The organism is Mesorhizobium sp. WSM4828, assembly GCF_055811175.1.
Genome location: NZ_JBVVQK010000007.1, coordinates 1 through 12,268 on the forward strand (window position 1 = coordinate 1; position 12,268 = coordinate 12,268).

Here is a 12,268-nt window from a genome sequence, read left to right on the forward strand (position 1 = left end):
CCCCCCCCCCCCCCCCCCCCCCCCCCCCCCCCCCCCCCCCCCCCCCCCCCCCCCCCCCCCCCCCCCCCCGCCCGCCCGCCCCCCCCCCCCCCCCCCCCCCCCCCCCCCCCCCCGCGGCTGAGCTGCGTGACAAAAGCTAGGCAGCGAAACGATCGATCACTTCGGCCAGCGGGACATGGCCAAGACAGGCACCCGAACCCGCCGGATTTTCGCCATCCTCGATGGCCTGTGCGTAACGCACGGCCGGATCGGCTTCGATCCTGCCGCGCAACACGGCCAGCTTGGGGTAGCTCGCGCCGTCGACCGCCTTGTGGAACTCCGCCCAGCGCGCCACGCCAATCAGCGTGGTATCCGCAAGCGTCAGCCGGTCGCCGACCAGAAAGTCCGTGTCGGCGATCATCGCCTCGAGCTGGTCATGGCGGTTGGTAACGATCTTGCGGCCAAAGTCACGCAAGGTTGCCAACAACACCGGTTCGGCCGATTCCATTTCATATGCAGCCCAGAGCGGGGTGAAAGCGGCGGTGAAACCGGTGTTCACGAAAGCCATCAGCTGGTGCATTCGGTCGGCCTCCGGCGAGCGAGGCTCGAAGCTGATACGGCGTTGGGTGTCACGAGCTTCGAGCCAGGCGGCGATCGCCATGGTCTCGGTGAGCACCCTGCCTTCGTCGGTGATCAACACCGGCGTTTCCTGACGGCCGTTGATGCTGGCATAGGCGTCGTTCTTCATCTCAGTGAGCATGTCGACGCGACACAGGCGGTAGGGCTGTCCGACGCGTTCAAAAGCAGCGACAAGCCCCATCGAACTTCCCAGCGGGAAGCCGTAAAGGAGAATAGGTTCCATTTCTTTGTCTCTTCCATGATTTAGGGATTACGCTGCGCAGCGAAACTTGACCCTAAACGCTGGTCGCCCCATGTAAATTACGCACTATTCTGTAACCAGGTCCCCGCCATGAAAGACGTCGTCTCACGCTGCCCGATCGAGGAGACCATGCGTGTGCTCAGCGGTCGCTGGCCCACCTTGCTTCTCTACTATCTCAAGGACGGGACCAAGCGCTTCAGCGACCTGAGGCGCGACAACCCAACCGTGTCGCACCGCATCCTGGCGCTGGAACTGCGCAAGCTGGAGGAAGCCGGGATCGTGCGGCGAACGGCGCACGCCGGCTATCCGCTACGCGTGGATTACGACCTCACGGAGCCCGGCCTCAAGCTTGTGCCGCTTGTCGACGCCCTCGGCGACTGGTGGGAACATACCGAGCAAGATCGGGCCGGCCGGGCTACGTCGACGCCCGAAACGAATCTAGACACAGCCGCCTAGCCGATCGTGAAAATCTGACGCTTGCCACCCGAGGCTGGACAGCCGCTTTGGGTCGGATCCGGGCCGAATACCGAAATGCACCGGCAGCGCCAGAAGCTTCATTGCCGAGCAGATACTCTAACGTCGTCAAGTTCGAGCCAGAGATTAAGAAGAACAGAGCCATCGCCGCATAGGCGTCTGCCTGCGTGGGTATGGACGGATTCGCGTTGGTTTGTTCGGGAATACTTTTGAGCCCGATTACCGCCGAGGCAAAGGCCTTCAAATCTTTTCAGGGCAAGGAATGCAAGCCTGACTACAAACGGCTTTGCCCAATGACACCGATCGGCAAATGCGACCTTCAGAGCATGATCGAGCAGTTGTCACCCGCCTGCAAGGCCTTCGTCGAGAAGCACCGGTAATCCAGCTCTGGTACCGCCGCGGACCAACCGCCGGGTGGTCTGCGACAACGCTTGGTGTGGGTGTGCCCGCCGTTCCGGTTGGGGCATCGTTCGCCCAACAATATTGGTCCCAGTGGCCGGGCAGAGCGGCACATGCTGCACCGGGAATGAGGCGAGGCCGACAGTGCGACGGCCTCGCTGGTATTCCCGATCAGGCGGCGTGGCGCTTGGCCTCAGCCGCATAGCGGTCCAGGAGACCGCTCCAGCCACCCTCCGATTCGAAGGCCTCGCGCATCGCCTCTGCGGTTTCGCCCATGTTCTCCAGAAGCCTGTGCTCGAGTTCCACACGCGTCGCGTTCTCGCCGAGCGCGACAAAGCGAATCTCGACTTCGGTCAGCAATCCCGGATCGTAGCGCCAGCCGGCTCCAATGCGCCAGGCGAGCGTCAGCCTGGACGGCGGATCCCAGGCGAGAACCTCGCCCCAATCGCATTGTGATCCATCCTCGCCGATCTCGTACCAGCGGCCGCCGGCTTTCGGTTCGATCACCGCGGTCGTCAGGGCGGCTTTGCCGATCGAGTGCGAAGCCGGCCACCACCGTCCGAATCCTGTGGTGAACACATCGAATGCCCTGTCGAGCGGCACCTCCACCGTAACCGACTTCCTGACCGGCGCGGGCTTGATCATGGTCGTCATTTCCTCTTCTCCTTACTGTTGTCGACTTCCCGTTTGAAGGCGTCGAGCGCATCGCCCCACATGCGGTCGAGCCAGGCGCGCATCTCGCCGAGCCCATGCGGGTCGAGATGATAGATGTTGCTGGCACCCTTGGGCTCTGCGCGGACCAGCCGGGCCTCCTTCAAGACCTTGAGGTGCTGCGATACGGCCGGCTGCGAGACCGGAAGCACTCGCGTCAGATCGATGACCGAGCGTGGCCGATCGGCGATGAGCTCGAACACCTTGCGGCGCGTCGGGTCGGCCAAGGCCACCATTCCTGCATAATCATAAATCATGACTTATGATAAGCTAAAACTTATGATAGGTCAACTGACGGAGCGGTGGACCGGTGTTTAAACACCCGGCCGGTTCGGCCCCCGAGGCTCGGGTGGTGCGCGCGTTCGGGCAGCGTGATAATCAGCCTGATCTTTTTGACGACAGGAGACGGCCGTGATCACCGGCAAGGAACTCATCCAGTGGGGTTTTAAGCCGGGCAAGTGGTTTCCGGCTGCTATCGCCGACGCGCAACGCATGGAAAGCGAAGGACGCTCGCAGGACGACATCTTCGCCTATCTGCAAACACTGATGCCGGTCGAGATGATGCCCAGGACCAATGCGCTGGCGTTTAGCGTTTTCCTGGAGCCGGAAAACGATGTCGAGCGCGAAAACCTTGGCCTGGTGGTCGAGGCCATGGATGCCCTCCTGCGCACACCAACAGTCGTGGCCGGGGTCGTCATGCCCGACGCATGTCCGGCAGGAACCATCCCCGTCGGCGGTGTCGTGGCGGCTAGAAACGCCATCCACCCTGGTTTCCATTCGGCCGATATTTGCTGCTCGATGGCGATCACGGTGTTCAAGAGGAACGACGATCCGAAGAAGATACTCGACGCGGCGTTCGACGCAACGCATTTCGGGCCCGGCGGGCGTAAGGATCGGCGTGGTTGGGACATGTCGCGGGAACTTGCCGTGCGATTTAAGTCGAACCGCTTCCTTTCCGACATTGTGCCTATCGGCGACAGCAACATGGGCACGCAGGGCGACGGCAATCATTTCCTCTATGTCGGTCATCTCAGGTCGACCGGACAGCCGGCTATAGTAACCCATCACGGATCACGCGGTCCGGGAGCGATGCTGTACAAACGCGGCATGGCATTGGCCAAAAAGCATACGGCAATAGTGTCGCCAAGAACGCCTTCTGGGGCGGCATGGATCGAGGCTGAAACCGACGAAGGCCGCGCATACTGGGAAGCACTGCAAACCATTCGCGAGTGGACCAAGCAAAACCATTTCCGCATCCATGACCGCGTTCAGGGTGTCCTTGGCAACCATATTGTCGATCGGTTCTGGAACGAGCACAACTTCGTCTTTCGCCGGGACGACGGGCTCTTCTATCATGCCAAAGGCGCAACGCCTTCGTTCTCTCGCTTCTCGGCGGACGACGTTGGCCGTACGCTGATCCCGATGAATATGAGCGAGCCGATCTTGATCACCGGCCACACCGACAAAAAGGCGTCGCTTGGCTTCTCCCCTCATGGTGCCGGCCGAAACATGAGCAGAACCCGCTACTTGCGCGACGTGATCGGCTCGCGGGAACTCGACGACGTTCTCAAGGCTGAAACGCGCGGGTTGGACATCCGGTTTTGGATGGGAAGACCAGACCTGTCCGAATTGCCGGCGGCCTACAAGAGCGCCAAACAGGTCATTGGCCAAATCGAGAAGCATGGCCTGGCGACCATCCAGGACTTTGTCGATCCCTACGGCTCGATCATGGCAGGCGATTGGGAAAAGGACATGCCGTGGAGAAACAAGAAATGAAATGTCGGAAAATGGCGGAACGCTACCGAGCGGTAAGCCGAGTGCTTCCGCCGACATCGCCTTGAACTCCTTTGCCAGGCGACGGTCGACCCGCAACTACCTTACTCTGAACGGCCGGACCATGTCTCGAGCCGGCAAATGTCGACCACCGGGGAAAAGGTAAACCTGGCGGCAAGGTTTTTACCTTATCGGTGTATGTGTCTCTCCGGCGAAACTTTAAGAACGGGTAAATTGGTTTGGCCCTCACCACGGACGCCTCTCGCTACAGGCCCTCCGCCATATGGCAATTGCGCCTCTCCCTGTTCATGGCGACATACGTATTAGGCGCATCTGCACTATATCCAGAAGTATTCTATACGTCAGCCTTAATCTATTCTCACAAGTTTCTTGTTGGCATTCCGGTGTTGTTTATCGGTGGCGTCTGTTGTGCCGCGCTAATCCATGGCCGGCGGCAACCGGTTCGCTACGCACTGGATTTGGTTCAAGGGCGCTGGCGCGGCTGTCTGCTGGTGCTGCTGTTCTTCTTTGCCAGCTTGACCGCGTTCTCTACCTACAAGATCGCCATCCCGTCCGTCGTCCCATACTATGCCGACAACTGGTTGGCCGACGCTGATGAATGGCTGCACGGGATGCCGCCATGGGAGATCGTCCATAAGCTCGACAGCAACAATTGGTCGTTCGTCGTCTTCAACAGCTATGAAGTCATTTGGTTTTACCAGTGGTTCGGCACCATCCTTTTCGTGTCGCTCTGGTCGGACGAGATTGCCCGCATCCGCTATCTCTGCGCAGCAGCGCTGACGTTGTGCGTCCTCGGAACGGTCTTGGCCCTGGCGCTGGCATCGGTCGGACCGGTTTACTACCACCACTTTGTTGGCGTGGATCGCTTCCACGGATTGAATGCGGCCTTGGACAGACTGGACCATAGTTACATGGTGCGGGACCCCGCGGCATACCTCCTGATGGCTTACCAGAGCGGCCGGCCAAGTCTTGGCGGCGGCATCTCGGCCATGCCAAGCATGCATGTCGCCTTTGCCGCATTGAACGCCTATTTGCTGTCATCGATCAATCGCTGGCTTGGCGTTCTGGGTTGGACCTTTGCAGCCCTGATCCTGTACGGATCGGTATTCACTGGCTGGCACTATGCCGTGGACGGCTACGCATCGATCGTTGTTGTGTCGGTGATCTGGTGGGCGACCGGACGCCTGGTGCGCGAATAATCACGTGCGCCTATCGATGGATGGCCATGCCCGCCGATGGCCACTTCGAATAAGCCAAACTCGCGACCGTAACCAGGCAAAAAGCAGGTGCCCTTACAAGGACGCTCCCTGCCGGTGGATCTCGAACTTGGTTCTTTATGTCGATGTATCCTCTTCAATGAGCGAGACGGAACAACGGCTGCAGCGGGAGGGATATGTCAACGGCTGCTCGATGCCGCAGTGTTGCAGTCCATTTGAATCCGGCCGGCGTGGTAATGCCCATATCGATCTCCTTCGACCAATATGAATCATAAGCCGTCCATCAAAGGAATCCTGAATCCCTTAATTCGCGACTGACTTTAGCCCAATGGCGGGGCAGCCAAAGGGTGGACATTTCAGCCCACATGGAAAATGATCATGTTGCCATGCACAACACTGCAGTGCTCTGATCTCGACGAGAAGCCTGAGCGTAGAAGCGGATCAACCGACCTCCGGTCCAGCGAGCGAGGACGCAAATGGACACCCCAGATAATGGCCAATTGCATCGCGACGCGGGCGGGCGACCCCGTCGATCGGCCGGCTGGCTTGCCCGCGCTGCCATGTCGGCGGCATTCCTGCTCGGCATGGCTTTCAGCAGCACTGCGTTTGCGCAGGACCAGCAGCTTCCCGTGGTGACGGTGGCCAAGCCGGTGGTCCGTGAAATCGTCGAAGACGACGAGTTCGTCGGGCGCTTCGAAGCCGTCGACCAGGTCGCCATCCGTTCGCGCGTCAGCGGCTATCTGGACAAAATCAGCTTCCAGGACGGCGCACTGGTCAACAAGGGCGACCTGCTCTTCACCATCGACCAGCGTCCGTACCAGGCGGCTTATGATGCCGCCAAATCGCAAGTGGACGTCGCCAAGAGTCTGCTCGAATTCTCCAAGATGCAGCTGGATCGCGCCGACGAACTCGCCAAGACCGGCAATATCTCAACCGCGACGGTCGACGACCGCCGGCGGGAATACCTTTCGGCGCAGGCGCAGATGCAGGGCGCGACGGCTGCGCTGACGACGGCCAGCCTGAACATGGAATTCACCGAGATCAAGGCGCCCTTGTCCGGCCGCATCGACCGCCGGCTGGTGTCGGTCGGCAACCTCGTGCAGCCGGATTCCACCTTGCTGACGACCATCGTTACGCGCGATCCGATCGACTTCTATTTCGACGTCGATGAGCGCCTGTATTTCAGCTACGCCCGCGACGCGAAGGAGCGTGGCGGCAGCATGCAGGAAGGCGCCGGCGGGCTCGATGTGGTGGTTCGCGTCGCCGACCGCGCGGAGGCGGTATTCAAAGGCAAGCTCGATTTTGCCGAGAACCGGATCGACAACGCGACCGGCACCATGCGGGTGCGTGCAAGGTTTCCCAACGCCGACGGCATTCTCCAGCCAGGCATGTTCGGGCGCATCAACGTGCCGGGGTCGCTGCCGCATAGCGGCGTGCTGGTGCCCGACGAGGCGATCGGCGCCGATCAGGATCGCCGCATCGTCTTCCTGGTGGATGAGGCCGGGACGGTGTCGGCAAAGCCCGTGCGCACCGGCCCGCTTCTCGACGGCTACCGGGTGATCCGCGGGGGCCTGACCGGCGACGAGACGATCATCGTCAACGGGCTGATGCACGCCAGGCCCGGCACCAAGGTGAAGGTCGAGATGGTGACGTTGCCGCCCAGGGCCGAGACCGCCGGGTTGCAGCAATGAGGTTCGCACATTTCTTCGTCGACCGTCCGATCTTCGCATCGGTCGTTTCGATCGTCCTGCTAATCCTCGGCGGGATTGCTTATACCCAGCTGCCGGTCGCGCAATATCCCGAGATCGCGCCGCCGACCATCGTCGTTCGCGCGCAGTATCCGGGCGCCGACGCCGAGACGGTCGCAGCGACGGTGGCAACGCCGATCGAGCAGGAGATCAACGGCGTCGAGGGCATGCTCTACATGTCGTCCTATTCGTCGGGCGACGGGGCGATGGCGCTGACCATCACCTTCAAGCTGGGCACCGATCTCGACCAGGCGCAGGTGCTGGTACAGAACCGCGTGTCGGTCGCCGAGCCGCGCCTGCCCGAAGAAGTCCGCCGCCTCGGCATCACCACCACCAAGACCTCGCCCGACCTGATGATGGTCGTGCACATGCTGTCGCCCGACAATACCTACGACCAGCTCTACGTCTCGAACTACGCCCGCTCGCGGGTGCGCGACATACTGCTCAGGTTAGACGGCGTCGGCGACCTCATCATCTTCGGCGAACGCGAATATTCGCTGCGCATCTGGCTCGATCCGGAAAAACTGTCCGCCCTGGGGATGACCTCGGGCGATGTGGTGCAGGCGCTGCGCGACCAGAACGTCCAGGTGTCGGGTGGCTCGATCGGCGCGCCGCCGACCAGCACCGGCACGGCGTTCCAGTACACGGTCACCACGCAAGGCCGCTTCAACGACGCACGCGACTTCCGATACGTGATCGTCAAATCGGCCGACGACGGTCGCCTGATCTCGTTGCAGGACGTGGCGCGCATCGAGCTCGGCGCCAAGGATTACGTCACCAACTCCTATCTCAACGGCAAACCGGCCGTGGCGCTCGCCATCTTCCAGCGGCCGGGCACCAATGCGCTCGCCGCAGCCGCGGAGATCCAGGACAAGATGAAGGAGCTTTCCCGCGACTTCCCGAAGGGGTTGAGCTACGACATCGTCTACAATCCGACCGAGTTCGTCGCCGAGTCGATCCAGGAGGTCTACAAGACGATCCTCGAGGCGATGCTGCTGGTCATCATCGTCATCATCGTCTTCCTGCAATCGTGGCGCATGGCGATCGTGCCGATCGTGGCGATCCCCGTGTCGCTGATCGGCACGCTGGCGGTGCTTTACGCCGCCGGCTTCTCGCTCAACATGCTGACGCTGTTCGGCCTCGTTCTGGCGATCGGCATCGTCGTCGACGATGCGATCGTCGTGGTCGAGAACGTCGAGCGCAATATCGCCAGAGGGCTGGCGCCCAATCCGGCGTCGCACCTGACCATGGACGAAGTCGGAACCGCGGTCATCGCGATCTCGCTGGTGCTGATAGCCGTGTTCGTACCGACAGCCTTCATCCCCGGCATTTCTGGGCAGTTCTACCTGCAGTTTGCGATCACTATCGCGGTGTCGACGGCGATCTCGGCATTCAATTCGCTGACGCTTTCGCCGGCGCTGGCCGCACTGCTGTTCAAGCCGCACCACGCCGCGGCGGCGCCGCCGCGCTTTTTCCTGGCGCGGTTCGGACGGGCGCTCGCCGACGGCTTCAATCGCGGCTTCGACAAGGTCGCCCACTGGTATTCGAGCATCGTCCGCGTGCTGGTCGGCTCGTGGATAACGATCGCCGCCATGCTGGCCGTTTTCGCGGCCCTCATCTACGCCACGGTCTACATGGTGCAGGCGGTGCCGCGCGGTTTCATTCCGTCGCTCGACCAGGGCTATGCGATCGTCGTCGTCCAGTTGCCGGACGGCGCCTCGCTGTCGAGGACCGATGGGGTCATCCAGCAGGCGTCGCAGATCATCCAGAAAACGCCAGGCGTCGACTATGCAGTCGCCTTCGCCGGCTTCTCCGGCGCGACCTTCACCAACGCCAGCAACGCGGGCGTGATCTTCGCCAGGTTCAAGCCCTTTGACGAGCGACTGAAAGCCGGCCAGTCGGCGACCCAGGTCATCGGCAATCTGTTCGGCAGTCTGCAAAGCATCAAGGAAGCCTTCATTATCGCACTGCCGCCGCCGCCGATCCGCGGCGTCGGCAATGCCGGCGGCTTCAAGCTGCAGATCCAGGAGCGCAACAGCGCCGACATGCGGCAGATCCTGGCGCTTGCCAACGAAATCGCCGGCAAGGCCAACAAGACGCCGGGGCTGACGGGCGTGTTCACCACGTTCTCCGCGTCGAGCCCGCAATTCTTCCTGGCGATCGATCGCGACAAGGCGCGCATCCTGAACGTGCCGATCCCCAACATCTTCGAGACGCTGTCGATCAATTTAGGCACCGCCTACGTCAACGACTTCAACGCTTTCGGGCGCGTCTACCAGGTGCGGGCGCAGGCCGACCAGGCATTCCGCCTCGATCGCGCCGACATCTTGAAACTGAAGGTGCGCTCGGCGACCGGCGCGCTGGTTCCGCTCGGCACGTTGATCGAGATCCGCGACGTCACCGGCCCGGCGCTGGTCCAGCGCTACAACATGTACGTCTCGGTGCCGCTGCAGGGCAACGCCGCGCCCGGCGTTTCCACGGGCGACGCGCTGGCATTGATGGAAGGGATCACGGCAAAGACGCTGCCGGCCGGTACCTCCTATGAATGGACCGAGCTCGCCTATCAGGAGCGCAACACCGGCAATGCCGCTGTCTATATCTTCGGACTGTCGGTGCTGTTCGTGTTCCTGGCGCTGGCGGCGCAATATGAAAGCTGGGTGCTGCCGTTCGCCATTGTGCTGGTGGTGCCGCTCGGCGTGCTCGCGGCGTTGCTCGGCGTGTCTTTCCGAGGGCTGGACAACAACATCCTCGTGCAGATCGGGCTCATCGTGCTGATCGGGCTTGCCGCCAAGAACGCGATCCTGATCGTCGAATTCGCGCGCCAGGCGCAGGAACGCGGCCTGTCGGCCGCCGAGGCTGCCGTCGAAGCCTGCCGGCTCAGGCTGCGGCCGATCCTGATGACCGCTTTCTCGTTCATCCTCGGCGTCGTGCCGCTGGTGATCGCAACGGGCCCGGGCGCAGAAATGCGCCAGTCGCTTGGCACCGCGGTGTTCTCCGGCATGCTCGGCGTCACCTTCGTCGGCCTGTTCCTGACGCCGGTGTTCTACGTCACGCTCAGGTCGCTGTTTTCACGGCGCAAGCCCCGCACCGAGGCCGAGCCTTCGGGGCCGGCAGATGCGGCATCGGAGACGGCCGCCGAGTAGGGTAGCGGCTGGTAAATATGCAAAAGGAGACGTTTCGCGGGTCATTGCAATAGACTTGGCCAAGGTGGATAAGGCACGGGTCCTGATGTTTCAGCTGGTGTGTTCCCACCTGGGGACCCGCACCGAGCGATATTTTGCATCGGTCGCATCCTCCTCCTGACGAACACCTAATCACGGTCAACCCTTAGGCGCCGCGCCGCGCCGCTCGAGCGCGGTCTTGCGGATGATTTCCGCGATCTCCGGGCTGCTGCTGCACAGCAGCTGGAAATCCGCCGAGTGTAGCGACAGGAGTGAGACCACCGTTGTGGCGCTGACGGTCGCCGAGCGCGGTTCGCCGCTGATCAGCGCCATCTCGCCGAAGAAGGCGCCAGGGCCAAGCTCCACCGGGGTCGGCGTCGCGACGCTGACGCGCCCCTCCACGACGAAGAACATCTGATCACCGGTCTCGCCATTGCGGCAGATCACAGCGCCCGCCGGCACGATGCGAGGTCGTAATGCGCGCACGATCTCGACTAGTGTGGCCGGGCCGAGCTTCTGAAACAACGGCACGGCGGCGATCAATTGCCAATTGCGGACGAAATCCTCGCGACGGACTTCTTGATAAAAGCCGGTGGCAAGAATGCCAGCCCAGAGCGCGAAGATGCCGATGCCACTCATCATGACCGCCCCGGCAAGGACGCGGCCGGCGAAGCTTTCCGGAATAGCGTCGCCATAGCCCGTGGTGGACAGCGTGACCACCGCCCACCACATTGCCTGGGGGATGCTGCCGAACTTTTCCGGTTGGACGTCGCGCTCGATGACATAGGCCGCGAGCGAAACACCGAACAGAACGATGCAGAAGACCGTGGTGACGCCGATCAGGTTGCGCGCTTCGTTGGTCAGGATCCTGCCCAGCAGCGGGAAGAAAGTCGAGTCGCGCAGCGGTTTCAGCAGCCAGACAGCACAGTAGAGGCTCCGGTCAGGCGTACCGACGAGCAGAAATGCGGCGAGTGGAACCAAAACCGCGAGCATATCAATGGCAATTGCCGGCGTCCTGACCCGAACGTCTCCCGCCCGGCGCTTGAGGACCGTCTCAGCCAGTTGCAGGAGATAGACGCCCCAAATGACCGCGAGCACGGTAGCCAGAGCCAGTCTGCTTCGTGCGGACATATCCGGTGTCGTGAGCGCAGCCACCGCCACAAGCCCAGTCGCAGCCAGCAGCGCGTTGAGCGGTGCGTAGATTCTTAAGAAAGGCAGTACCGACATTCTATGCTCACGAGCGGCTATTATCCTCCAGAGTAGGATGCCTTCAAGGCAAGCGCAAAGGTGCTTACTTTCGCTGCGATGTTCATCACCAACGGTGAACTCAGATGTCCGGGAAAATGAACAGACAGGCTACAACGCGGACCTGATCCTGTACGGATCGGTGTTCACTGGCTGGCACTATGCCGTGGACGGCTACGCATCGATCGTTGTTGTGTCGGTGATCTGGTGGGCGACCGGACGCCTGGTGCGCGAATAATCAGGTGCGCCAACCGCATATATGGCTACGCGCGCTGATTGCTTCTTCGCATCGGCCAAACTCGCGACCGCAATCAGGCAAAAAGCACGTGCCCTGACAAGGTCACTGCCGTGCTCGAATTCAACGGGTGAGGTTCCGCTTTCGAATTTGATTGGTGCGGTCGAGATGCAACGCTGCACCGCCTCCCGCGTTGATTTTAAAGGGGTTTTTGGTAGAATTCCGTAGCGATTTGTATCACAGTTTGTATCTCAGTCCGTATCGCACGATGCGGACCCGGCACCAGCTAAGTAGCCCTTCTTACGAAGGCCGAAACCCGCCCGCTTCAAGAGTCTTTTGCCTACCTCAAACGCTTGGCAAGGAAGGAGCACAAGAAACTGTCGAAAGCCATCCGGTCGAAAAGGCAGCGGAGATTTAGAAGGCAC

At 61.6% G+C, this 12,268-nt stretch carries 10 protein-coding genes; 6 read left to right on the forward strand and 4 right to left on the reverse strand.

The genetic code is table 11. The features are described from left to right. Positions 1-136: 136 nt before the first annotated feature. A complete protein-coding gene (locus tag AC0L2X_RS10250; RefSeq protein WP_473560198.1) occupies positions 137-841 on the reverse strand; it encodes a glutathione S-transferase family protein in 705 nt (234 codons plus the stop codon). 108 nt (positions 842-949) lie between these two features. On the opposite strand from AC0L2X_RS10250, the gene AC0L2X_RS10255 reads away from it, so the two are divergent. Beyond that, positions 950-1,315 (forward strand): winged helix-turn-helix transcriptional regulator, encoded by a 366-nt coding sequence (locus AC0L2X_RS10255; RefSeq protein WP_473560199.1) that lies wholly within the window; start codon positions 950-952, stop codon positions 1,313-1,315. Positions 1,316-1,903: 588 nt separating this feature from the next. Here the strand turns inward: AC0L2X_RS10255 and AC0L2X_RS10260 are convergent. Both AC0L2X_RS10260 and AC0L2X_RS10265 read right to left on the reverse strand, forming a co-directional pair. Beyond that, complete coding sequence (locus tag AC0L2X_RS10260; RefSeq protein ID WP_473560200.1) at positions 1,904-2,386, reverse strand: SRPBCC family protein; 483 nt, start codon at positions 2,384-2,386, stop codon at positions 1,904-1,906. Continuing rightward, positions 2,383-2,700: an ArsR/SmtB family transcription factor gene (locus AC0L2X_RS10265; RefSeq protein ID WP_023676569.1), complete on the reverse strand. Its 318-nt coding sequence runs from the start codon at positions 2,698-2,700 to the stop codon at positions 2,383-2,385. Before AC0L2X_RS10265 ends, AC0L2X_RS10260 begins: the two co-directional genes overlap by 4 nt. A 154-nt stretch (positions 2,701-2,854) precedes the next feature. Between AC0L2X_RS10265 and AC0L2X_RS10270 the strand changes: the two genes are divergently transcribed. From AC0L2X_RS10270 to AC0L2X_RS10290, 5 genes are all read left to right on the forward strand, one after another. Continuing rightward, positions 2,855-4,219 (forward strand): RtcB family protein, encoded by a 1,365-nt coding sequence (locus AC0L2X_RS10270; protein ID WP_352490228.1) that lies wholly within the window; start codon positions 2,855-2,857, stop codon positions 4,217-4,219. Positions 4,220-4,455: 236 nt separating this feature from the next. Beyond that, the gene (locus AC0L2X_RS10275; protein ID WP_352490229.1) at positions 4,456-5,436 is read left to right on the forward strand and encodes a phosphatase PAP2 family protein; all 981 of its coding nucleotides are present in this window, start codon (positions 4,456-4,458) and stop codon (positions 5,434-5,436) included. Positions 5,437-5,452: 16 nt separating this feature from the next. Further along, on the forward strand, positions 5,453-5,722 hold the full coding sequence (locus tag AC0L2X_RS10280; RefSeq protein ID WP_352490230.1) for a DUF1194 domain-containing protein: 270 nt from the start codon (positions 5,453-5,455) through the stop codon (positions 5,720-5,722). Between the two features lie 316 nt (positions 5,723-6,038). After that, positions 6,039-7,145 carry an efflux RND transporter periplasmic adaptor subunit gene (locus tag AC0L2X_RS10285; RefSeq protein ID WP_473560248.1) on the forward strand — a complete coding sequence of 369 codons (1,107 nt, stop codon included), beginning with the start codon at positions 6,039-6,041 and terminating at the stop codon, positions 7,143-7,145. Beyond that, positions 7,142-10,345, forward strand: coding sequence for an efflux RND transporter permease subunit (locus AC0L2X_RS10290; RefSeq protein WP_473599747.1), 3,204 nt, complete (start codon positions 7,142-7,144; stop codon positions 10,343-10,345). The genes AC0L2X_RS10285 and AC0L2X_RS10290 overlap by 4 nt, the downstream gene beginning before the upstream one ends. A gap of 177 nt (positions 10,346-10,522) precedes the next feature. On the opposite strand, the gene AC0L2X_RS10295 is transcribed toward AC0L2X_RS10290, so the two are convergent. Next, complete coding sequence (locus tag AC0L2X_RS10295; protein ID WP_473560203.1) at positions 10,523-11,590, reverse strand: cyclic nucleotide-gated potassium channel; 1,068 nt, start codon at positions 11,588-11,590, stop codon at positions 10,523-10,525. Between the last annotated feature and the right edge of the window lie 678 nt (positions 11,591-12,268).